Annotated in this window: 22 protein-coding genes; 5 read left to right on the top strand and 17 right to left on the bottom strand. The window is 65.1% G+C overall.

The annotated features are described in order from the left end of the window. Window position 1: 1 nt before the first annotated feature. From FB598_RS16605 to dctP, 7 genes are all read right to left on the bottom strand, one after another. On the bottom strand, window positions 2–898 hold the full coding sequence (locus FB598_RS16605) for a biotin-independent malonate decarboxylase subunit beta (protein WP_141916562.1): 897 nt from the start codon (window positions 896–898) through the stop codon (window positions 2–4). After that, the gene (mdcC, locus tag FB598_RS16600; protein WP_141916560.1) at window positions 895–1209 is read right to left on the bottom strand and encodes a malonate decarboxylase acyl carrier protein; all 315 of its coding nucleotides are present in this window, start codon (window positions 1207–1209) and stop codon (window positions 895–897) included. The genes FB598_RS16605 and mdcC overlap by 4 nt, the downstream gene beginning before the upstream one ends. Window positions 1210–1252: 43 nt before the next feature. After that, the gene (locus tag FB598_RS16595; protein ID WP_141916558.1) at window positions 1253–2725 is read right to left on the bottom strand and encodes an amidase; all 1473 of its coding nucleotides are present in this window, start codon (window positions 2723–2725) and stop codon (window positions 1253–1255) included. Between the two features lie 292 nt (window positions 2726–3017). Next, window positions 3018–4685, bottom strand: coding sequence for a malonate decarboxylase subunit alpha (gene mdcA, locus FB598_RS16590; protein WP_141916554.1), 1668 nt, complete (start codon window positions 4683–4685; stop codon window positions 3018–3020). Window positions 4686–4687: 2 nt separating this feature from the next. After that, window positions 4688–6037, bottom strand: a complete 1350-nt coding sequence (locus tag FB598_RS16585; RefSeq protein ID WP_141916552.1) for a TRAP transporter large permease — start codon at window positions 6035–6037, stop codon at window positions 4688–4690. Next, entirely contained in the window at window positions 6034–6606 is a 573-nt protein-coding gene (locus FB598_RS16580; protein WP_141916550.1) for a TRAP transporter small permease, read from the bottom strand. The genes FB598_RS16585 and FB598_RS16580 overlap by 4 nt, the downstream gene beginning before the upstream one ends. After that, window positions 6603–7625, bottom strand: a complete 1023-nt coding sequence (dctP, locus tag FB598_RS16575) for a TRAP transporter substrate-binding protein DctP (protein WP_141916547.1) — start codon at window positions 7623–7625, stop codon at window positions 6603–6605. The genes FB598_RS16580 and dctP overlap by 4 nt, the downstream gene beginning before the upstream one ends. Before the next feature lie 149 nt (window positions 7626–7774). Here dctP and FB598_RS16570 point away from each other — a divergent pair, with 149 nt between their 5' ends. Then, entirely contained in the window at window positions 7775–8443 is a 669-nt protein-coding gene (locus FB598_RS16570) for a GntR family transcriptional regulator (RefSeq protein ID WP_141916545.1), read from the top strand. Between the two features lie 125 nt (window positions 8444–8568). On the opposite strand, the gene FB598_RS16565 is transcribed toward FB598_RS16570, so the two are convergent. From FB598_RS16565 to FB598_RS16540, 6 genes are all read right to left on the bottom strand, one after another. Then, window positions 8569–9861 (bottom strand): M20/M25/M40 family metallo-hydrolase, encoded by a 1293-nt coding sequence (locus FB598_RS16565; protein ID WP_183405880.1) that lies wholly within the window; start codon window positions 9859–9861, stop codon window positions 8569–8571. 79 nt (window positions 9862–9940) lie between these two features. After that, window positions 9941–10840 (bottom strand): pseudouridine synthase, encoded by a 900-nt coding sequence (locus FB598_RS16560; RefSeq protein ID WP_141916543.1) that lies wholly within the window; start codon window positions 10838–10840, stop codon window positions 9941–9943. Further along, window positions 10837–12168, bottom strand: coding sequence for a type II toxin-antitoxin system HipA family toxin (locus FB598_RS16555; protein WP_141916540.1), 1332 nt, complete (start codon window positions 12166–12168; stop codon window positions 10837–10839). The genes FB598_RS16560 and FB598_RS16555 overlap by 4 nt, the downstream gene beginning before the upstream one ends. Further along, the gene (locus FB598_RS16550) at window positions 12165–12473 is read right to left on the bottom strand and encodes a helix-turn-helix transcriptional regulator (protein WP_141916537.1); all 309 of its coding nucleotides are present in this window, start codon (window positions 12471–12473) and stop codon (window positions 12165–12167) included. Before FB598_RS16550 ends, FB598_RS16555 begins: the two co-directional genes overlap by 4 nt. A gap of 285 nt (window positions 12474–12758) precedes the next feature. After that, window positions 12759–12947 (bottom strand): YjfB family protein, encoded by a 189-nt coding sequence (locus tag FB598_RS16545; protein WP_141916534.1) that lies wholly within the window; start codon window positions 12945–12947, stop codon window positions 12759–12761. Window positions 12948–13200: 253 nt separating this feature from the next. Continuing rightward, complete coding sequence (locus FB598_RS16540) at window positions 13201–13389, bottom strand: hypothetical protein (protein ID WP_141916532.1); 189 nt, start codon at window positions 13387–13389, stop codon at window positions 13201–13203. Between the two features lie 255 nt (window positions 13390–13644). On the opposite strand from FB598_RS16540, the gene FB598_RS16535 reads away from it, so the two are divergent. Then, window positions 13645–15696: a site-specific recombinase gene (locus FB598_RS16535; protein WP_141916529.1), complete on the top strand. Its 2052-nt coding sequence runs from the start codon at window positions 13645–13647 to the stop codon at window positions 15694–15696. A gap of 14 nt (window positions 15697–15710) precedes the next feature. Here the strand turns inward: FB598_RS16535 and FB598_RS16530 are convergent, their stop codons facing one another. The 4 genes from FB598_RS16530 to FB598_RS16515 form a co-directional block, all read right to left on the bottom strand. Then, the gene (locus tag FB598_RS16530) at window positions 15711–16550 is read right to left on the bottom strand and encodes an anti-sigma factor (RefSeq protein ID WP_141916527.1); all 840 of its coding nucleotides are present in this window, start codon (window positions 16548–16550) and stop codon (window positions 15711–15713) included. Next, a complete protein-coding gene (locus FB598_RS16525; RefSeq protein ID WP_141916524.1) occupies window positions 16547–17092 on the bottom strand; it encodes an RNA polymerase sigma factor in 546 nt (181 codons plus the stop codon). The genes FB598_RS16530 and FB598_RS16525 overlap by 4 nt, the downstream gene beginning before the upstream one ends. 31 nt (window positions 17093–17123) lie before the next feature. Continuing rightward, entirely contained in the window at window positions 17124–17495 is a 372-nt protein-coding gene (locus FB598_RS16520; protein WP_141916521.1) for a hypothetical protein, read from the bottom strand. A 179-nt stretch (window positions 17496–17674) separates the two neighbouring features. Continuing rightward, window positions 17675–18289: a TetR/AcrR family transcriptional regulator gene (locus FB598_RS16515; protein WP_141916519.1), complete on the bottom strand. Its 615-nt coding sequence runs from the start codon at window positions 18287–18289 to the stop codon at window positions 17675–17677. A 264-nt stretch (window positions 18290–18553) separates the two neighbouring features. On the opposite strand from FB598_RS16515, the gene FB598_RS16510 reads away from it, so the two are divergent. The 3 genes from FB598_RS16510 to FB598_RS16500 all read left to right on the top strand — a co-directional run bounded on the left by FB598_RS16510 (window position 18554) and on the right by FB598_RS16500 (window position 23013). Continuing rightward, the gene (locus FB598_RS16510; protein ID WP_141916516.1) at window positions 18554–20062 is read left to right on the top strand and encodes an efflux transporter outer membrane subunit; all 1509 of its coding nucleotides are present in this window, start codon (window positions 18554–18556) and stop codon (window positions 20060–20062) included. A gap of 121 nt (window positions 20063–20183) precedes the next feature. Next, window positions 20184–21410: an HlyD family efflux transporter periplasmic adaptor subunit gene (locus FB598_RS16505; RefSeq protein ID WP_141916514.1), complete on the top strand. Its 1227-nt coding sequence runs from the start codon at window positions 20184–20186 to the stop codon at window positions 21408–21410. 37 nt (window positions 21411–21447) lie between these two features. Then, entirely contained in the window at window positions 21448–23013 is a 1566-nt protein-coding gene (locus FB598_RS16500) for a DHA2 family efflux MFS transporter permease subunit (protein ID WP_141916512.1), read from the top strand. Window positions 23014–23015 lie beyond the last annotated feature (2 nt).

Here is a 23015-nt window from a genome sequence, read left to right as displayed (position 1 = left end):
CTTATGCTTGGGTGCGGACGCGATGGGCATCGGCCAGGGCGACGAAGGGTTCGGCTTCCAGCATCGGCACCGCCTCCGGTTGCGCTATGCCCAGCGCTTGCCAGATCTCCATCGGGTCGCGGGCCTGGCCGAAACGCGCGATGCGCTGGCGCAGCGCCTCCTGCTCCGCTTCCAGCCCCTGCAGCGTCAGCGCGGTCGGGCCGGCATTTTCCAAGGCCTGCGCAGCGGCGGCGCGGAAGGCGCGGATATCGTCATTGACCAGCGCCTGGCAATCGCCGGTCAGGTAGCGATGCTTGCCGCCGGTGGTGCGCCACACCAGCGCACGGTCGCGCGAGTCGAACTCTTCCACGCCGTTGGCGGTCTCGATCACCTCGGGGCCGGACATGGCCAGCCGCCCTTCTTCCGACATGATCACCGTGCTGGCGCAACGCGCCACGATGCCCATGCCGCCGAAGCAGCCGTTGGCGCCGCCCACCAGCACGATCACCGGGATACCCTCCGCGCGCGCATCGAGCACGGCGCGCATGACTTCCGATACCGCGATCAGGCCGGCGTTGGCCTCATGCAGGCGCACGCCGCCGGTTTCCAGCAGCAGCACCACGCCCGCGGCTTTCTTGCGGATGGCGCGCTTGAACAAACCGACCAGCTTGGCGCCATGCACCTCGCCCACCGCGCCGCCCATGAAGCCACCCTCCTGCGCGGCCGCCATCACCGCGCGGCCGTCCAGCATGCCTTCACCGATCACCACGCCGTCGTCGAACGAAACCGGCGCATCCAGTTGCCCCAGGTGCGGGCTGACCACGCGCTGCGCGGGCGGCAGCAGTTCCTTGAAACTGCCGGCGTCGAGCACTTGCAGGATGCGTTCGCGGGCGCTGGCTTCCAGGTAGCTGACGCTCATTTGGCGTCCTCCACTATGGCTTCCACCGCCTGGTCCAGACGCAGGCTGACCACCGCCGGGGTGGCGCCCATGTCGTTGATGGAAATGCGCGCGTCGGCCAATTGCCAGCGCTGGAAGAAGTCGCCCATCACCGCCTCCCAGATGGCGCCGAAACCGCGCGCGGCGGTCTTGACCTCGATCGCGCAAGCGCCATTGAGCGCGGCGTTCTCGATCAGCACTTCCAGGTTGCCGGAGCTGACCACGCCGACCAGTTCGGGTGCGGCCTTGAGACGGCGCCTGCCGTTTTGAAAGCGAAAATTTAAGGTTTCCATAGCCAATATCGTCGTTGCCTGTGCTTGCGATGCGTGTTGATGTTCATGCCTGCAGCAGCGCCGGCCGCCGCTTGCGTTCCCAATGGGTGGCCTGCTCGTAGGCATAGGCCAGCTGCAGCACTTCGTAGTCAAAGAACCGTTTGCCGATGATCTGCACGCCCATCGGCAGTCCTTGCCTGCCGAATCCGGCCGGGACGCTGATGGCGGGCGTGCCGGCCAGCGACGCCGGGATCACCGCTTCCATCCAGCGATGGTAGGTGTCCATCGGTTTGCCGGCGATACTCTTGGGCCAGTGCTCCTGCGCGCTGAACGGGAATACCTGGGCAGTCGGCATGAGCAGGTAATCGTAGCGTTCCAGCAGGCGATGGATGGCTTTGTACCACGCGCTGCGCTCCACCGATGCGCGGTAGAAATCGCGCGCGCTCCACTTCATGCCGTTTTCCACTTCCCATACGAATTCCGGTTTCATCAACGCGCGCCTGGCCGGGTCGGCGTAAGCCTCGCCCCAGGCGCCGGCCAGTAGCGACTGGCGGTGCACCAGCCACGAATGCCACAAGCGTTCCGGCGCGAAATCCAGTTCGGCCTTGCCGACTTCGGCCACGCTGCAGCCCAGGCTTTCGAACGCGCCGAAGCTGCCGCGACAGACCTCCATGACGCCCTCTTCCATGGCCAGGTAGCCATGCAGGTCACCCAGCCAGCCGATGCGAGTGCCCTTGAAGTCGCGCTGCAGCGGCTGCGCATAGCGCGCCGCATCCTGCACCGTCGACATCGGCGCGCGCTCGTCGTAGCCGACCTGGGTCGCCATCAATCTTGCCAGGTCGCTGACATTGCGGCCCATCGGGCCATTGGTCGACAGCCCGCCGAGATAAAGCTCCGGCCCCGGCCCGCTGGGGATGGCGCCGGCCGAGGGACGAAAGCCGTAGACATTGTTGAAGGCCGCCGGATTGCGCAGCGAACCCATCATGTCGCTACCGTCGGCCACCGGCACCATCTGCAAGGCCAGCGCAACCGCCGCGCCGCCGCTGCTGCCGCCGGCGATGCGGCTCTGGCCGTAAGCGTTGAGCGTGATGCCATAGACCGGGTTGTAAGAGTTGGAACCCAGCCCGAACTCCGGCGTGTTGGTCTTGCCGATCAGGATCGCGCCCTGCTTCCTGATGCGTTCGACGAAGATATCGTCGGTCTTGGGCACATTGTCCTTGAACATCGGCGAACCGAAGGTGGTGCGGATGCCGCGCGTGAGCGCCAAATCCTTCACCGCGTGCGGCATGCCGTGCATCCAGCCCAGATACTGGCCGGCAGCCAGTTGGCGGTCTTTCTCATCGGCCTGCCGCAGCAAGGCATCGCCGTCCTGCAGCGCGACGATGGCGTTGACCCTGGGATTGACGCGTCCGATGTGCGACAGGTAGGCCGCCATCACTTCGCGGCAGGAAACCTGCCGGTCGCGGATGGCGGCCGACAACGACAGCGCGTCGAGCGCGACGATGTCCGGCGGCGAATAACGTTGCGATGAAGTCATGGTCTTGCCGTTGTCTGTTGAATTTGCCGTGGTTGCGCCCGCTGCCGGCCCGGATGCCGCCATGCCAAGCGCAGTCCCTCCCAATAGCAGGCCGCTGCCTGCGACGAACCGGCGCCGTTGCTGGTTCACCTCCGAGGAATCTATACCGCTGATGCCGTCACACTGCCGCATGGTGTCCTCACTATCGGATAACTGCGGTTGAGAATGCCTGCCCAATAACGTGATACGGGGATACAGGCAGGTTGCGTTTTTCGACCGCCTTACCTTCCCGCCAACCGGCTGTTTTCCATCGTTACCAGTTGCGGAACCGCTTGGGCGGGTTGTACAAGCCGCCCGATGCGCGCACCAGGTCCTTCATGTTCTTGGCCGCCAGCAGGTCGCGGGTAGCCAGGCGCTTGTCGATGCCCATGTCTTCGGCGCGGCGGATCACGCCGCGGTCGCGCAGGTTTTCCACCATGCGCTTGTCGCGCCCCAGGCCCACCGGCGTGTAGCCGGCCACGCCGCGGATGGCTTGCTCGCGCTCTTCGTCGGTGCGGCACAGCAACAGGTTGGCGATGCCTTCCTCGGTCAGGATGTGGGTCACGTCGTCGCCGTAGATCATCACCGGCGGGATCGGCATCTTGGCCTGCTCGCCCAGTTGCCACGCATCCAGCCGTTCGACGAAGGCCGGCTGCATGTGCTCGCGGAAGGTTTCCACCGTCTGCACCACCAGCTTCTGGCCGCGCGGGATGGTATTCCTGCCGGCGCGCGCCTGCTGCCCGGCCTTCAACCAGGCGGGGCTGGCGTGGCGCCGGCCGCGCGCGTCGGCGCCCATGTTGGGAGCGCCGCCGAAGCCGGCGATGCGGCCCAGCGTGGCGGTGGAAGAATTGCCCTGCAAATCGATCTGCAGCGTGGAGCCGATGAACATGTCGCAGCCGTAATGGCCGGCCGTCTGCGAGAACGCCCGGTTGCTGCGCATGGAGCCGTCGGGGCCGACGAAGAAGATATCGGGCCGGGCGCGGATGTATTCCTCCATGCCCAGCTCGGAACCGAAGGAATGGATCGACTCGACGAAACCGGCCTCGATCGCCGGGATCAGTGCCGGGTGCGGGTTGAGCGCCCAATGCTTGCAGATCTTGCCGCGCAGGCCGAGCGACTCGGCATAGGTCGGCAGGATCAGCTCGATGGCAGCGGTGTCGAAGCCGATGCCGTGGTTCAGGCGCTGCACGCCGTATTCGGCATAGATGCCCTTGATGGCCATCATCGCCATCAGCACCTGGATCTCGGAAATCTGCGCCGGATCGCGGGTGAACAGCGGCTCGATGTAATGCGGCGTGGGCGCCTTGATGGCAAAGCTGACCCAGTCCGAGGGAATGTCCACGCGCGGCAGTTCATCGACGATCTCGTTGACCTGGGCGATCACGATGCCGCTGGAAAATGCCGTGGCCTCGGCAATCGCCGGCGTGTCTTCGGTGTTGGGGCCGGTGTACAGGTTGCCGTGGCGGTCGGCCGCCTGCGCGGCCACCAGCGCCACGCGCGGCGTCAGGTCAATGAAGTAGCGCCCGAACAGTTCCAGGTAGGTGTGGATCGCGCCGATGTTGAGCTTGCCGGCCGAGGCCAGTTTCGCCAGCCGTCCGGCCTGCGGACCGGAGAAGGAAAAGTCCAGCTTCGAGGCGATCCCCTTTTCGAACACGTCCAGATGCTCCGGCAAGGCCAGCACCGAGAACAGCATGTGCAGGCCGTGCACCCGCGCCGGATCGAGCGCGGCCAGGCCCTTGGCCAAAAAGTCGGCCTGCTTCTGGTTGTTGCCCTCGACGCAGACCCGGTCGCCCGGCTCGATCACCGCATACAGCAGCTCGGCCAGTTGCGCCGCCGGCGCGATCTTGCCTTGCAGTTTTCCGCCCAGCACCGCCGCGGCGCGCGCCAGCCGGTCGTCCCGGTTCTTCTGGCGCACGTTCCAGACGCGTTCGCTACCGCTCATATTTACTTCGCTCCCATCAGTAAGTCAGGCAATACGGTCGCGATGCCGGGGAACATGCACAGCAGCACGACCGCCAGGAACATCAGCGCCAGGAAAGGAATGGTGCCCTTGATGACGTCGCCCAGGGGAATGTCCGGCGCGATGTTCTTGATCACGAACAGGTTCAGCCCCACCGGCGGGTGGATCAGCCCCATCTCCATCACCACCGTCATCACGATGCCGAACCAGATCAGGTCGAAACCGGCTGCCTTCAGCGGCGGCAGGATGATGGGTGCGGTCATCAGGATGATCGACACCGGCGGCAGGAAGAAGCCCAGCACGATCACCATCAGCAGGATCACCGCCAGCAGCAGCCATTTGGACAGGTGCAGGTCGACCACCCATTGCGCCGCCGACTGGCTGATGTGCAGGTAGCTCATCACGTAGGAATACAGCAGCGACATGCCGATGATCAGCAGCAGCATGCCCGACTCCTTGATCGTCGAGGAGAGGAACGGCGCGATCTCGCGCGGCTTGTAGATGCGGTAGACGATGGCGATCAGCACCAGCGCCAAGAGCGCGCCCAGGCCGGCGGTCTCGGAGGGCGTGGCCAGCCCGCCGTAGAGCGCCACCATCACGCCGATCAAGAGGATCAGGAACGGCAGCACGCGCGGCAGCATCTCCACCTTCTGCGCCAGCGTGAAGTGCTCGTCGTCCAGGTAGGCCGACTTGGCGCCGCCGGCGCTGTAGACCGCATGCGCCAGCTTGTATTCCTTGCGGGCGCGGTAGACGGCATAACCGGCGAACAGCAGCACCAGCAGCACGCCCGGGCCGATGCCGGCCAGGAACAGGCGGCCCAGCGACTGCTCGGCGGCCACCGCGTACAGGATCATGGTGATCGACGGCGGCAACAGGATGCCCAGCGTGCCGCCGGCGGCGATGATGCCGGCCGCGAAGCCCGGCGAGTAACCGCGCCGGCGCATTTCAGGAATGCCGGCCGAACCGATCGCCGAGCAGGTCGCCGGCGAGGAACCGGCCATGGCGGCGAACAGCGCGCAGGCGAACACGTTGGCGATGCCCAGCCCGCCCGGCACGCGGTTCAACCAGGCGTGGATGGCCGAATACAGGTCCTTGCCCGCCGGCGACTTGCCGATGGCGGCCCCCTTCAGGATGAACAGCGGGATCGACAGCAGCGTGATCGAGGCGATTTCTTCGTAGACGTTTTGCGTGATGGTGTCCAGCGAAGAGGCCGGCATGAAGACGTACATGAAACCGGTGGCCACCACGCCCAGCGCGAAGGCGATGGGCATGCCGGAACACATGACGGCGATGGTGACGATCCCGTACAGGGCGCCAAGCGTGAGCGGGCTCATTGCGCGCCCCCTTTCGCTTCCACCGTGCCGGTGATGCGCACCAGCACCTGCACCAGCAGTTGCAGCGTGAGCACGGTCATGCCCAGCGCCATCATCGAATAGGGAATCCACAGCGGCGGCGCGAAGGTCGACGATGTGGTCTGGCCATCGACCCAGGCCTCATGGAACAGCGTCCACGATTTCCACGCGAAGAAAGCGCAAAAGAAAAAGGAAAACAGGTCGACGATGAACATGCGCACGCGGTTGGCGGCCGGCGACAGGAAGCCGGCCAGGGCTTCGATGCCGATATGGCCGCGCAGCGACTGCACGTAGGCCGAGCACAGGAAGATCACGCCCACCAGCATGAACACCGAGGCCTCATCCTGCCAGTCGGTGGGATGGTGGAAGAAATAACGCACCACTACCGAATAGGTCAGGATGCACGAGGTCACCACCAGCGCGATCATGCCCAGGAACACCGCCAGCTTGTGGAACTTCTCCAGCGCCGCGGCCAGCCACGCCAGCGGCGCCCAGGCCGGCACCACCGGACGTGCCGCAGCGGCGCCCGGCATCTCGAAACCGTGGCTCATAGGGTTTTCTCCGCCAGCTTCAGCAGGTTGGCGCAGTTGGCGTTACGCGCGGCGAAATCCTTCCAGGCGGTATTGCGGGCGATGTCCTGCCACTTCTTGACCACTTCCGCATTCAGGTCGACCACCTTGGCGCCGGCCTTCTGGTAGACCTGGGCCACGGCGATGTCGTCGGCCTGCGCCGCCTTCATGGCGAACTGCTCCATCTCGGCGCCGACCGCCATGACGACGGCCTGCTGGTCCTTGGACAGGCGCTCGAACACCGCCTTGGACATCATCAGCGGCTCGAACATGTACCAGTAGGCCTTGTCGCGGCCGGTGGTGAGCGCCTTGGCGACTTCTTCCAGGCGGAACGACATGAAGGAGGTCGACGAAGTCATCGCCGCATCCATGGCGCCGGTCTGCATGGCGGCGTAGATTTCGTTGGAAGGCAGCGTCACCACGGCCGCGCCGGCTTCCTTCAGGATCAGGTCCATCTCGCGCGAGCCGCCGCGCACCTTCATGCCCTTGGCATCGGCCGGATCGACGATCGGCTTGCCGCGCGAAGCCACCCCGCCGGCCTGCCAGATCCAGCTGACGATGACCACGCCCTTCTCGCCCAGGATGCGCGCCAGCTCCTTGCCGACTTCGGCGTTCTTCCACGATGCGCCCTGCTGGTAAGAAGTCACCAGGCCGGGCATCAGGCCGATGTTGGTTTCGGGGACTTCGCCGCCGGCGTAGTTCAGCGGCACCAGCGACATGTCCAGCGCGCCCTTGCGCATGGCGGAGAACTGCGCATTGGTCTTCATCAGCGAAGAACCGGGATAGATCTCGAACTTCAGGCTGCCCTTGGTGCGTTCGCTGACCTGCTGGGCGAACATGCGCACCAGGCGGTCGCGGAAGTCGCCTTCATTGATGGTGCCGCCGGGAAACTGGTGCGAGATCTTCAGGTTCGTCGCCTGGCCCCAGGCCAGTTGCGTCCCCGCAAAAAAGGGCGCAGCAGCGAGCGCGCCCAGCAAATGCCGACGTGTCTTGGAAGTCATTTCGTGTCTCCTCCTTAGGATTGATGGATACTGCGTGTGTTTTTATGATCTCATCGTGTATACAATTTCTTAGGAAACGAATACATTGTCAAGCATAAATTCATATAAAATAATTGTCTTGTATGCAATCCCAAAAAAGGATTCCCAAGATGGAGACCGCCAAGAAACGCTCTGAAACCCTGCGCGAATCGATCGAGGAAATGATCGCCGTCGGCAAGCTGGCGCCGGGGCAGCACCTGGACGAGACCTCGCTGGCCGAGGAATTCGGGGTTTCGCGCACGCCGATCCGGGAAGCGCTGATCCAGCTGGATTCGATGGGCATCGTCGAAATGCGCCCGCGGCGCGGCGCCATCGTGGCCGAGATCGGCCCGCAGAAACTGATTGAAATGTTCGAGGTCATGGCCGAGTTCGAAGCCATGTGCGGCCGCCTGGCCGCGCGCCGCATGACGCCGGCCGAGCATGCCGAGCTGATGGCGGCGCACCAGGCCTGCAAGGCGGCGCGCGATGCCTCCGACCCGGACGCCTATTTCTACCTTAACGAAGCCTTCCACGACCGCATCTACGCCGGCAGCCACAACAGCTTCCTGGCCGAGCAGGCGCGCGCGCTGCACCGCCGGCTGCGCCCGTACCGGCGCCTGCAGTTGCGGGTGCGCGACCGCCTGAAGATGTCGTTCGACGAGCATCAGGCGGCGGTCGACGCCATCATCGCCGGCGATGCGGAAAAGACGGTGGAGGTGCTGCGCCAGCACATCATGATCCAGGGGCAGCGCTTCGCCGATCTGGTGGCGTCGCTGCACCAGCTGAAATCGGCAGCCTGAGCCTGTTCGAGACCTGACCCCGCAAAAAAACGGCGGCCCGTCACCGGGGCCGCCGTCTTTCCTTCCTCTCCTGCCTGTCCTTCGTGACTTACTGCCGCTTCAACGGCGCATTCACTTCACCGTATTTACTTCACCTTATCCTGCGCCACGTCCATGATCAAGCGCGTGGACAGGTACAGGCGCGGCACGATGGTATCGAGCAGCACGTATTCGGCATCGTTGGAGTGTGCGCCGAAGCCGCTCAGGCCCATGCCTTCGATCACCGCGCCGCGGCTCTTCAGGGCCGCGAAGGCCGCATCGGTGCCGCCGCCGGTGGCGACTTCGGCGACCTTCAACGGCATGCCGATTTCTTCATAGATGGCGCGCGCATGCGCCGCCACCTTGCGCGAGGCTGGCGTGGCTTCCAGCGGCGGACGACGCATCTCGAACTTGACGCTGACCTTGGCCTCGGGGATCAACTGCTGCCTGATGCCGTCGTTCAGGCGCTGCTGCAACTGTTCGAAGTCGCTCACTTTCAGCGCGCGCGCATCGGCCTGCGCGCTGGCGGCAGCGGGAATGACGTTGCGGTTGGTGCCGGCCTGGGCCACGGTCCAGTTCAGCTTCAGGCCGCGCTCGGGCTGGGACAGCTTGTCCAGCTGCAGCAACTGGTGCGACAGCTCGTACAGCGCGTTGACGCCCTTCTCCGGCGCCGCGCCCGCGTGCGAGGACTTGCCGGCCACCGTCAGGTAAGCCGCGCCGATGCCGCTGGTGGCCAGGCGCAACTGGCCATCGGCGCCGCCGCCTTCGAACGACAGCACCACGTCCTGCTCGGCGCCGTATTTCGTGTGCAGGCTGCGCCCGCCCGGCGAGCTGATTTCCTCGTCGCCGTTGATCAGCACGGTCAGCGTGTCATAGTCCTTGAAACCCGCCTTCTGCAGGATGGCGATGGTATGCAGGATGGTGGCGATGCCCTGCTTGTCGTCGGCGATGCCCAGGCCGTAGGCCTTGTTGCCGTCGACGCGGAACGGCTGGTCTTTCAACATGCCGCGGAGGTACACGGTATCCATGTGCGCGATCAGCATGATCTTGCGCCGGCCGCTGCCCTTGAATTCGGCATGTACGATCTGGCCGATCTTCTCCGGCGTGTCGCCCATGCGGTAGACCTCGGGCGCATCCAGCAGCTCGGCCTTGCCGCCGAGCGCGGCCAGGCGGTCGCGGATCAGCGCGGCGATCTTCGCCAGGCTCTCCAGGTCCTTGCTGCCCGACTCGATGCCGACCAGGTCGCGCATGGTGTCGATCAGGCCGGCCTTCTCTTGTTGCGCCATGTCGTAGAACGGCGCCTGCGGCGCGGCCAGCGCGGATTGCGCGCCGAGCGCGAACAACATGGCGGCAAGGATGTTCAACGGGGTTTTCTTATACGGTGCGAAAGCAGATGTCATCTATGTCTTTCTCTTGGATGGATTGTGATCATGCCGGTACCGATTGTAGCGGTCTTGCCGCTGAGAACCTATCGGCTTCTCAGAGGGTGCGTTCGCTGCGGAAATGGCGCTCGCTGCCGTCCAGCGGATCGATGAAGAACAATGAACGCGCCAGCAGCTTCAACGGCTTGTCGAGGTCATCGGCCACGCCCACCGGCACCGCCTCCGGATAGAACAGGTCGTTGAGGATGGGAATGCCCAGCGAGGCCATGTGCACGCGCAGCTGGTGGCGCCGTCCGGTCACCGGCTCCAGGCGATACAAGCCCAGTTCCCCGCGCGGCTCGACTAGCGAGATATGGGTTTCCGAATTGGGCTCGCCCGGCGCTTCATGCATCTTGAAGAACTGCCCCGGGATCTCTTCCACGCGGCTGCGATGCACCAGCGGCAATGCCAGCTCCGCGCGCAATGGCGCGATGGCTTCGTACACCTTGTACATGGCGCGCCGCTGGAACATGGACTGGTATTTGCCGCGGCTGCCCGGATGGTGCGAGAACACGATCACGCCGGCCGTCTCGCGGTCCAGGCGATGGATCGGCGTGAGATGTTCCAGCCCGGTTGCCTTCTTCAGGCGCACCAGCAAGGTCTCCTGCACGAAACGCCCGGTCGGGATCACCGGCAGGAAATGCGGCTTGTCGGCCACCAGCAGATGATCGTCGATGTGAAGGATCTTTTCCTCCACCGGAATGCGCGCCTCGCCTTGCGGCAATTGGCGGTAATAAAAAATGCAGTCGCCGCTGCGGTAAGGGGTTTCCGGCCGCAGCGCTTCGCCGCGCTGGTTGCGCACTTCGCCGCGCAGCAGGCGTTCGCGCCACACGGGCGGCGGGACGGCGGTGAAGCGCTCGGCCAGGAAGGACAGCATGTCGGGCCACGGCCCCGGCTGCAGCCATAGGTAACTGGGCGCAAGGCCGTCGCGCACCGGCAAGGTCGGCGTCGGCCTCACTGATTTTCTCCTCGCGCGGTTTGCTTGCGCGCCGCGCGCCGCCGCCATGCGGCCACGCTGGCATTGGCGTCGATATGCGCCAGCAGCTTGCCGCGCTGCGCGTCGGTAAACGGCAATTGCGCGATCAGCGCCGGCCAGTGCGTCATGGCGCGCGCTACCGTCTCCACCAATACCGCCTGCAGCTTGGGTTCCGGGATACCCCAGATATTGGCAAGCTGGCGCAGGATCGCCGGCGTGAGCAGTTGCTTGCCCTGTTGCCCCGGCACGAAATTCAAGGCATGGCCATTGCCGCCGACATACGCGGCATAGGCGACGATGTCATAGGCCGGCGACAGCGCGGCCTGCCGCGGCGTGCGGTACAGGAGGCTGAAGTTTTTCAGGTGCGCATCGAAATTGCCGAGCAGTTCATTCACCTTGATCCGCCGCAGCAGTTCGAACACATCGTCGGCGCCGCGCACGCTGCGCTCCAGCAGCACCATGCCGATGGCGGCATAGGTGCCGGCGTATTTGGCGCCGGGCGCGGTGCCGGTGACCTGGGCGAAATCTTCCATGTGCAGACGGCCGGTGGGCGTAGGCGCGTCGCGGTCGAAACGGTGCACCAGCAAGAAACGGCTGGCGTCGTTGCGCAGGCCGAACGGCAGGTGGTCGGCAATGGCCGACAGCGGCTCCAATGCGAACTGGCAGACCTCGACGCCGGCGGCGGCGGCCAGCGTCAGCGAAGCGAACTCCACCTGCGGCATGTTGGGATAGTCGGAGGCCGGCAGCTTGGCGATGAAATGGCTGCCCTGCCGATCCCTGGAACGCATCACATAGCGGCCGCCCTCCTGCACCAGCGCCAGTTTCGGCTGCACGCCGGACAGCGATTCGCCCTCCGGCACCGGCAATTGCCCCGAACTCATTTCGTAGCTGTCATGCCCCTGGCCGAGCAGGCGCCCCAGGTGCCTGTCATCGAGCTGCTCGGCCAGGGCCGAGACATCGCCGGGCAAGTCCTTGCCGCAATAGGCCAGCAGGCCGAATTCGTCATCCGGCGACAAGCCTGCGCGCTGTATCAGGTGCTTGCGCAACTGGCCTTCCGGCAGCAGGTTCTGGAAAAACGGCGGCAAGCCGCCCTTGCCATCGCCGCGGTTGACTGCCAGGGTCGGGTTCAGGAGCTGGGCCGCGGTGCGCTCTTCGCTGGCGGCCTGGTACAGCTGCGACAGCACGGGGCGTGCGGCGTTGGCGGCATAGGCGTCGTCAAACCGGAAATAGCAGCGCCCGTCATCCAGGGCAAACAGCGAGCCGACGTCGTCGAGCCCCAGGCGGATGCGCAGGGAACGCAGCATGCTCATGGGCGGCTCCGCTTATGCATCAGCCCGTGCAGTTGCTCGGACAACTCGGTCATGCTGCCGGCGCCGGCAGCGTCGGCATCGGCGCGGCGCAGCCGGGCTACCGCCTGCGGCACCAGCTCCAGCTCCAGCTCCAGCTCGCTGCAGATGGCCAGCAACCTGGCCAGTTCGATATTGCCCTTGCCGGTTTCCAGCGCCAGCAGCGTATTGCGATGAATGCCGGCCTGGGCCGCGAGTTCGACCGCGCTCAGTTTGCGGGCCTTGCGGGCGCGCCGGATCTGCTCGCCGATATCCAGGATGCTGGCCATGGGATGTGCCTCAGTGTTCAGGTTGAGAATGTATTTTTACCCAAATAACTGTTCAAAACAAGAAATGACTAATTTATTGTTTATTTATATAAAAAATCAATTAAATGGTCATTTTAAAACCCCATTTTTTGATTGCCGCCGGGTCAAGACAGCCGGCCAGCTTGCGCAAAGCCCGCGCCCCCGGCTGGCAGGCAGCCGGTGGGGCCGTCGCATGCTCCCCGCAAGCCATGGACAAAAAAAATCGCAGCCCGAAGGCTGCGATTTCCTAAACCCGACGACAACTGCTCAGGCGGTCGTATTCACGTTCCGCCCGATATTCGGATTGGCCGGCAACTGCGGCAGTGCCTGCAGCAGCCCGATTGCGGCTGCTGCCTGTGTATTCAAGGCTTTCTTGAGCACCAGCATGTTGACCGCATCGGAGGTTTGCGCCGAGGCCAGGTTGGTTGCCACCGAAGCAATTTGAGTAACATCCATGAACCACTCCTTTTGAGGACAAGATCACTGCCGGCCGACTTCAGGCAGGCAGTATCTGCATAACGGCATTCAAACCCGTTTCTTTACATCAATCAATCATTTTAAAGAAATAAGGGGAATTCTTTTCATGGCGCCCTCAATATTTCCAATAAGAAATATTAAAAAATAATCAAGCACGGGCAAAAAAATCGCACCCCGGAGGATGCGATCCAAGCGCATGCGCCCGACTGCTGCGCACAGCATGCCCAGGCGACTAGGCGATGGTGTTGATGATGCGGCCTATATTGATATTGGCTGGCAGGCGGAGAACCGCCCCCACGGTATCGACCACATCGTTCGCCACATTCTTGGCGACCTTGGTCAAATCCACGCCGACGGACTGCGCCGCCTTGTCGGCCAGCCAGGCGGTTGCCGCCCCGCTGGCAATCGTTGCCATCTCCATGAGAACTCCTTGATTGATATGCAACAGGATGCCATCGCGCAAAGCTTGCCCGCCGCATGCATGCCTCCTCCCCGATCTGGCAAGCATACAGGCGTGTTCTTTACCCAATGACCACATGTGTTAGCGGCAAGCGCCATCGAAGTCTTAACCGCGATTGCATCGTCCTTACCTTAATTTTCAGATGTTAATTTCTCCGGCGAGCGAGCACGGTAAACTTCGCCGCTAGACTTGCCCCTTTTCACTGACGAAGACTTCATGCTGCCTGCCCTCGAAAAAATTGCCTCCGCCCCGCTGTCCACCGATCTCTCCGGCATCGCCGAACTGGTCGCCTGCCTGCGCCCGGGGCGCAACGGCGACCCGGCTTCGGCGCTGGGCCGGGTGCAGACGCTCACGCTGCTGCTGCATGACAATGCGCACTACGCGGCGGCGTTGCGCACCCACCTCCTGCATCTGCTGTCGGTACGGCGCCAGGCCAGCCTCTACACGGACACCGGCATCCTCTCCAACGACGGCTTCTTCCATGAGCTGCGCCGGCGCTTCGCCTATCGCGTGCTGCCGCCGGCGCTGGATGAGCGCAACCTGCAGGATTGCCTGGATATCGTTTTCCCCGATGCACGCGATCACCTGTGGTTGCAGGCCATCCCATTCGAAACATGGGATGCGCTGTGGCAAACCATCGCCGCGGCGGAGCCAACGCCGGCCTTGCCGCCCGGCGCCGGCCAGCCGGACCGGGGCAAGACGCTGACTGAATTGCTGCAGGCAATCCAGGTGCTGTCCTACCGCATCAGCGCCATCGGCACGGAACCGGAGCTGATCCGCATCTACAGCGACGTCAAGGCTTTCGAATCGCCGTTCCTGATGCAAAACGTGGAGCTGCATGCCTGGATGGAAAGCTACCGCCGCCGCCTGCAGGACGAGACCGCGCCGATGGAGGATGCGCGGCATGTGCTGGTGCTGCTGGACCAGTGCCAGGAGGTGGTCGACAAGATCCGCAAACATGCGCTGCGCCTCGGCACCAGCGTCTCGCTCACCTACCGCCTGCTGCGCCTGGAACAGAACCTGTTGCGCCTGCGCCAGTTGCTGGCCTTGGCCGAGCCCGACGCCGGCGGGGATGCGCAGGAAAAACGCCGCACCGGCTTCGCGCTGGCGATGGAGCTGGTGGAGGCGCACAACCGCAAGTACACCATCCGCGGACTGCTGGCCGGCAACATCAACCTGCTGGCGCGCAATATCATCGAAAACGCCAGCCGTACCGGCGAGCACTACATCGCCGAGAACCGCCGCGAATTCGGCGCCATGTACCGCTCGGCCGCCGGCGCCGGCTTCATCATCGGCTTCATGGCGCTGATCAAGATCCTGTTTTCCGAACTGCATGCGGCGCCGCTGGTGGAGGCTTTCCTGTTCAGCATGAATTATTCCCTGGGTTTCATGCTGATCCACGTGCTGCATTTCACCGTGGCCACCAAACAGCCGGCCATGACCGCCTCGCGCATCGCCGCTGCCCTGCACCGCAGCGGCGACAGCCGCAACATCGACATCCAAAGCCTGGTCGACATCATCGTGCAGGTGTTCCGCACCCAGTTCATCGCGGTGCTGGGCAACCTGACGCTGGCCTTCCCGATGGCTTACCTGCTGGTGACCGGGTATTTCCGCCTGACCGGCTCGCACTTCGTCGACGCCGACAAGGCCGCCCACCTGCTGCACGACCTCAACCCGATCGGCAGCCTGGCGCTGTTCCACGCCGCCATCGCCGGCGTCTGCCTGTTCCTGGCCGGTCTGATCTCGGGCTACTACGACAACAAGGCGCTCTATACCCGCATGTCGCAGCGCGTGGTGCGGGCGCGCTGGCTGACCGCCATCATCGGCCAGCGTCGCGCGCGGCGGCTGGGGGATTATCTGGAAACCGGCCTGGGCGGCCTGATGGGGAATTTCTACTTCGGCATCATGCTGGGCACGATCGGCACCATCGGTTTCCTGCTCGGCCTGCCGATCGACATCCGCCACATCACCTTTTCCGCCGCCAACCTGGCCATCGCCATGGAGGCGCTGCAATGGGGCGTCGGGGTCAAGGTGTTCGTGCTGTCGGCGGCAGGCGTGCTGGCGGTGGGCGCGGTCAACCTGTGGGTGAGTTTCGGGCTGGCGCTGTTCGTGGCGCTGCGCTCAAGGCAGGTGCGTTTCCGCCAGGGCGGCAAGCTGCTCAAGGCCTTGTCGCAGCGTTTCCTGAAAAAGCCGGGGGAATTCTTCTGGCCGCCCAAGGATGCGCCGCAAGCGGCGGACGGCGCCGCCGACGAGGCGCGCCAGCCGTAAGGACGGCGCATCGCTCAATCGGCCGCAGGCGGCGCCGTTTCCAATTGCGCGTAGACCGAGCTGGCGATGCGCGAGAGTTCATTGCGCGCAATGCCGCCCGAAAGCGCATAGCCGAACTGGCCGTCGATCCAGTAGAACACGTTGACCTTGCCTTCCTGGGCGAAACGGAAGCCCGTTCCCCGGCTTTGCACCTGGTCGCGCGAGACATACAGGGTCAAGCGCTGGCCGCCGGCATCCTGGTACATGAACTGCGCCACCGGCCCGCTCTGCCCCGGCAGCAAGCGGCCGCCGATCAGGTCGTAGCCCAGCGGCGCCAGCTTGGGCGCACGCACATTGGCGCCGATGCGGCGCGACAGCCAGGTGACCAGCGCCTGCTCCTGGTCGGCGCCGACTTCGACCGGACGCCGCAGGTCGGGGCTGTAGACGTTATGCGCCACCGCCGCCTGGCGCGCCAGGGTGATCGGCGCCACCGCCGCCAGCCGGGCGTGCGTACCGGGCAGCCATTGCATCGCCCCATCCTGGGCGGCATCGCGCAGCAGCCAGCCGCCGGCGCCGCCGGCCAGCACCAATGCCAGCATCGCCGCATAACGCAGCCAGGAGGCGTAGTTCGCCGCGCCGGCGGGATTGGCGCGTGCCGCCCCGGTTAAGCGCGCAGGGATGGCCTCGTCCAACACCTCGTCATACAAGGCATGCAGCGCGGCGTTTTGCCGCCGGTAAGCGTGCACGCGCTCCAGCGCTTCCAGATGCGCGGGGTCGCGCTCCAGCCAGTCCGCAACCTCGCGCTGGCGCGCAGCCGGCAACTGGCCGTCGATATAGGCGTGCAGGTCGTTTTCGCTGATTGCCGAGGATTTCATTTCACCACCTTCAACGACGCCGGCCCGGCCCCGTGCGCCCCGCCATCCATCAGCAGGCGCAAACGCTCGCGGCCGCGCGACAGGCGCGACATCACCGTCCCCACCGGGACGCCGAGCGCCGTCGCCGCCTGTTCGTAGGACATATCTTCCAGCACCACCAGCAGCAGGGTTTCGCGCTGCCCTGCGGGCAACAGGCGCAACGCCGCCTCCAGGTCCAATGCCAGGCCGTGGTCGGCCGGCATCGCGCCGGATTCCGGCAGCTCCATCTCGTCCAGCCCGACCATGGCCAGCGCGGGCCGGCGGCGCTGGTCCACATACAGGTTGTGCATGATGGCAAACAGCCAGGGACGCATGTCATCGCTGCGCTGCCATGAGGCCAGCTTTTCCCAGCCGCGCTCCAGGGTGTCCTGCACCAGGTCGTCGGCGGCGCTGCGCTCGCCCAGCAACGCGCGGGCGTAGCGGCGCAAACGCGGCAGGCAGGCGAGCATCAGTTGCTCGTCGGCCTGCCGCGCTGGTTGCTGCCGGGCTTTGCGTCCGAACATATGAGGTGGAAGGGAACGGCCCGGGTCGGGCTTATTGCTTGACCACGTGCCAGATGTCCTTGAAGTTGTCGCCGGCGCGCTCGCCCGGTTTCTGGTCTTTTTCGTACAGGTACAGCGGCTTGCCGTCATAGGCCAGCTGGGCGCTGCCGTCGTCGCGGGTGATGCTGGAATACGGCGCGGCCGGCGTGCCCATCGGCGCCACCGGCGGCCATGCCTTGGCGCAAGGGCCGTTGCAGACGCTCTTGCCGCTGTTGGCGGTGTCCTTGTCGAAGGTGTAGACGGTCATCCCCTTGCTGTCTACCAATATGCCGCCCATGGCTTTCACGCCGGCGCCCTGCGCCGATGCGCCCAACGAAACGGTGGCGCAAGCCAGCGCTACCAGGGAAGTTGCAAGCAGTCTCATGTCATTTTCCTTTCAAAGAACCTGCCCAACTCCCGCCGAGGCGTTGAACAGGTTCTTAACTGGGTTACGCGATGTGCCATACCCTGACTCGGTATACGCCAACCATCCCCGATTATTCCAGTCCGGGAAAAATATTTTTCCTGAGAACAGGCTCTGACAACTGGCCCTAACAACAGGTGCTAACTGCGCGACGCGGTCAGGTAGCCGATCACGGCCGGCAGGATTTCCGGACGCACGCTGCCGGCGGACAGGCCACCGGGGCCGGTCAGCACGACGGCGTTGATCAGCGCCTTGAGCATGCGCTGCAAGACGAAGGTCGCCACGTCCAGGTCGGGCGTGGTGATGCTGCCGCGATGCTTCTCCAGCACGCCGCGGATGGCGTCGAAGAAGCGCTGGCGGATTTCGGTGGAGACCGGCAGGTTGTAGGCGGGAAACTCTTCTTCCAGGATGCGGTTGAGTTCGGGCTCGACCAGGTGGGCGGCGACCAGCGCGTCGATCAGCGCCTCGAAGTCGCTGTGCAGCGAACCGGCGCCGTCGATGTGCGCGGCCACGTCTTCGAACAGCGCCAGCATGCGCGTGACATGGCGTTCGCGCAGCGCGAAGATCAGGGCGTCCTTGTTGGGGAAGTACTGGTACAGCGAGCCGACGCTGATGCCGGCCGACTCGGCCACGAGATTGGTATTGGTCTTGGCGTAGCCGCGCTCGACCAGCACGCGCGACATGGCATCAAGGATAGTGTCGACCATCGCACGGGAGCGTGCCTGGCGAGGTTCTTTGCGAGGTTGCAGTTTCATTTTCCGCTTCAGTGAGGAATCCGCCGTCTCCGACGCGGATTCGCAACATGAGTTATTGTTCGTATCTCAGAGTATAATACAAAAATGAGTTTTTACTCGCCAGCATGCGCGGCGGGCTCGCGTCGATCGGTGCGGGCAGCAGGACTTCCCCGCCGCGCCTGCTCCAGCGCCCGATGCGGCAACGCCGGGCCAGGCGGGGCAAAACCGTTATACGAGATCCCCAAGAAACTCGCATCGCCAAAAATTTTCAACGTGGAGAATTCTATGAAACGCACCATGTCGCCCGCCCTCCGGCCGCGGGCGATCGCCGCTTGCGCCGCCATGATCGGCCTGCTGGGCCTGTCCGGTTGCGCCAGTTTCAGCGGCATCGGCAGCGACCGGCACATCGCCCAGGCAAGCGATTTTGCCACGCAGCGCAGCTTGTCCGATCCGCAGCAGCAAAACGCCGGCCAATGGCCCGGCAGCGACTGGGTCAGGCAATTCGGCGATCCGCAACTCAATGCCCTGATCGAAGAAGCGCTGGCCTCCAGCCCCAACCTGCAACAGGCGCAGGCGCGCATCGCCGCCGCCGGCGCCCTGGCCGAGGCCCGCGGCGCGCCGTTGCTGCCCACGGTCACGGCCGACGCCTCGGTGATCCGCAACCAGTTCTCCAGCACCACGATCTATCCCGAGCCGTATGGCGGCAACTGGTACAACGAGAAGAAGGCGATGCTCAACATCGGCTACGAACTCGACCTGTGGAACAAGAACCATGCCGCGCTGGCGCAAGCCATCTCCAGCGAAAAGGCGGCCGAAGCCAGCGGGCAGGAAGCGCGCCTGGCGCTGACCGCCTCGATCGTCTCGGCCTACAGCCAGCTGGCGGCGCAATATGCGCTGCACGATATCCTGCAGCGCACCGTCGACCAGCGCGAAGCGCTGCAAAAGATCACCATCGAGCGCGTGCGCACCGGCCTGGATACCCAGATCGAACGCAACCAGTCGCGCAGCAGCAGCGCCGACGCCCGCGCCCAGCTTGAGCAAAGCGAAGGCCAGATCACGCTGATCCGGCAGCAGCTGGGCGCCCTCACCGGCCGCGGCCCCGACCGCGGCCTGCAACTGGCGGCGCCGCAGATGACCCGGCTCGCCACGCCCGGCCTGCCGGCCGACCTGCCCCTGAACCTGCTGGGCCGCCGCCCCGACATCGTGGCCGCGCGCTGGCAGGTGGAGGCCGCGACCCAGGGCATCGATGTGGCCAAGTCGCGCTTCTATCCCGACATCAACCTGAGCGCGGCCATCGGCTTCGACACCCTGCTCAATACCAATCCGTTCACCGCGGCCAGCAAGTCGATCGCCTTCGGACCGGCCATCAGCCTGCCGATCTTCGAAGGCGGCGCCCTGCGCGCCGGCCTCAAGGGCGAGTACGCCAATTACGACCTGGCCGTGGCGACCTATAACAAGGCCGTCAACGACGCCTATGCCGACGTGGCGCGCCAGATCGCCTCGATCCACTCCACCGAGCGCCAGTTGCCGATCCGCCGCGAAGCGCTGGAAGCGGCCGAGCGCGCCTACGACCTGGCCAGGGAACGCTATCGCATCGGCCTGGCGTCGCAGCTCACGCTGCTGTCCGCCGAAACCGGGGTACTGGTGCAGCGCCAGGCCATGGTCAGCCTGGAAGCGGCGCGCCGCGACCAGCAGGTGGCGCTGTACAAGGCGCTGGGCGGCGGCTTCGAGGCCCAGCAGGCCGGCCTGGCGCTGGCCGGCAAGCCCGGATCGGGACAGCCGCAACAACCCTGAATGCAAACCTGACATGGCCTGCCGCCGGACTCTCATCCATCCGGCCGGCGGCAGGCCCGCTGTGCCGGCCAGGACGGCGCAGCCAGACAACCGCTACGAAGAAAATCAAACGGAGTAATCCATGAGTGAAAGCACCACCCAAAACGCCAACGGCAACGGTAATGGCAAGGCCAACGGAAATGGCAACGGCAAGCGCAAGCGCCAGTTGTTCCTGCTGACGCTGGCCCTGCTCATCGTCGCCGCCATCTGCTTCCTGTACTGGTTCCTGCACGGCCGCTTCTTCGAAGAGACCGACGATGCCTACGTCGGCGGCAACATCGTGCAGATTTCCGCCCAGGTCGGCGGCACCGTCACTGCCATCAAGGCCGACGATACCCAACTGGTCAGCGCCGGCCAGCAGCTCGTGACGCTGGATGCGGCCGACACCAGGCTGGCGCTGTCGCAGGCCGAAGCCGCGCTGGCCCAGGCCGTGCGCCAGACCCGCCAGCTGTTCCTCAACAACGACACGCTGGCCGCCAATGTGGCTGCCGCCGAATCGAACCTGGCGCGCGCCAAGGACGACCTGCAGCGCCGCCAGGCCGGCCTGGCCTCGGGCGCGGTATCGACCGAAGACGTCTCGCACGCCCGCGACGCCTTCAAGAGCGCCACCGCCGCCCTCGACCAGGCGCGCGCCGCCGCCGCCGCCAACCGCGCGCTGACCGACCACACCAGCGTGACCGAACACCCCAACGTGCAGCAAGCCGCCAGCGCCGTACGCAACGCCTACCTGAACTACGCCCGCGTCAATATCGTGGCGCCGGTGTCGGGCTTCGTCTCCAAGCGCTCGGTGCAAGTCGGCCAGCGCATCGCCGCCGGCAACCCGCTGATGGCCATCGTGCCGCTGGAACAGATCTGGATCGACGCCAACTTCAAGGAAGGCCAGATCAAACACATCCGCATCGGCCAGCCGGTTGAAGTGGTGGCCGACGTCTACGGCTCCGACGTGAAGTACAAGGGTACCGTGGTCGGCTTCTCGGCCGGCACCGGCGGCGCGTTCTCGCTGCTGCCGGCGCAGAACGCCACCGGCAACTGGATCAAGGTGGTGCAGCGGGTGCCGGTGCGCATCGCGCTCGACCCCGAGCAGGTGCGCGCGCATCCGCTGCGCATCGGCCTGTCCACCACCGCCACGGTTGATATCCACGGCGACGGCAAGCAGCTGGAAAACGCCCCGGCCAGCTACCAGACCAGCGTCTACGACGACCTGGGCAAGCAGGCCGACGCCATCGTCGAGCGCATCATCGGCGACAACGCCGGCGGGCTGTCGATGCAGAAAAAGGGCAAGGCATCCGTGGCCGTGCCGCATACCTGATTTGCAAGACCTGACCTGAACCGTACCCGAATCATTTATGGCGAACAGCCCTACTCCCTATACACCGCCACCACCGCTGACCGGCGCCAACCTGGTGCTGGGCACGCTGTCGGTATCGCTGGCGGTGTTCATGAACGTGCTCGATTCGTCGATCGCGAACGTGGCGATCCCCACCATTTCGGGCAACCTCGGCGTTTCCGTCGACGAGGGCACCTGGGTGATCACTTCGTTCGCGGCGGCCAATGCGATCTCCATTCCCCTGACCGGCTGGCTGACCCAGCGCGTGGGCGCGGTGCGCCTGTTCGTCACCTCGGTGCTGCTGTTCGTGCTGGCGTCGTGGCTGTGCGGGCTGGCGCCGACCCTGCCCATCCTGCTGGCCGCGCGCGTGCTGCAAGGCCTGGTGGCGGGGCCGATGGTGCCGCTGTCGCAGTCGCTGCTGCTGGGGGCCTACCCCAAATCCAAGTCTTCGTTCGCGCTGGCGCTATGGGGCATGACGGCGGTGGTGGCGCCGGTGGCAGGACCCGCCCTGGGCGGCTGGATCACCGACAGCTATACCTGGCCGTGGATCTTCTACATCAACGTGCCGGTGGGCCTGGTCGCGGCCGGGGTCACGCTGGCCATCTACCGCTCGCGCGAAACCCCGACCCACAAGCTGCCGATCGACAAGATCGGGCTGGCGCTGCTGGTGACCTGGGTGGCGGCCTTCCAGATCATGCTCGACAAGGGCAAGGACCTGGACTGGTTCTCCTCGTCCACCATCGTCACCCTGGCCATCATCGCGGCCGTGGCCTTCGCCTACTTCATCGTGTGGGAGCTCAACAACGACCACCCGGTGGTGGACCTGCGGCTGTTCGGCCGGCGCAATTTCGCCGGCGGCACCATCGCCATCTCGATCGGCTACGGCGTGTTCTTCGGCAACCTGGTGATCCTGCCGCAATGGCTGCAGCAATACCTGGGCTACCGTTCGATCGACTCCGGCCTGTCGACCGCGCCGATCGGCATCTTCGCGGTGATCCTGATGCCGTTGATCGGGCGCTTCCTGCCGCTGGTGGATGCGCGCAAGGTGGCGACCGCTTCCTTCATCGGCTTCGCCCTGGTGTTCTGGCTGCGCTCGCGCTACAACCTCGATGTCGACCAGTGGACGGTGATCATGCCGACCCTGCTGCAGGGCATCCCGACGGCGATGTTCTTCGTGCCGCTGACGGTGCTGTTGCTGTCGGGCCTGCCGCCGGAACGGATTCCGGCCGCGGCCGGCCTGTCGTCCTTCGTGCGCGTGTTCTGCGGCGCGGTCGGCACCTCGATCTCGACCACCGCCTGGAACAACCGCTCCATCATGCATCACGCGCAGTTGACCGAGCATGCCACGCCGTACAGCCCCTGGCTGCAGCAATCGGTGGGCAACATCAGCAGCCTCTTGGGCCTGGACCAGCAGCAGACGGCCGGCATGATCGAGCGCACCATCACGTTCCAGGCGGCGATGCTGGGGATCAACGACATCTTCTATGTGTCGGCGCTGATCTTCCTGGCGATCATCCCGCTGATCTGGATCATCAAGCCGTCCAAGGGCGGCGCCGGCGCCGCCGAAGCCTCGGCGGCGCACTGATG

It is taken from the genome of Herbaspirillum sp. SJZ106, from assembly GCF_006715495.1.
GTDB lineage: Bacteria > Pseudomonadota > Gammaproteobacteria > Burkholderiales > Burkholderiaceae_D > Herbaspirillum.
The sequence above is the reverse complement of the archived record's forward strand: the minus strand, read 5'-3'. Positions and strand labels throughout refer to the sequence as shown.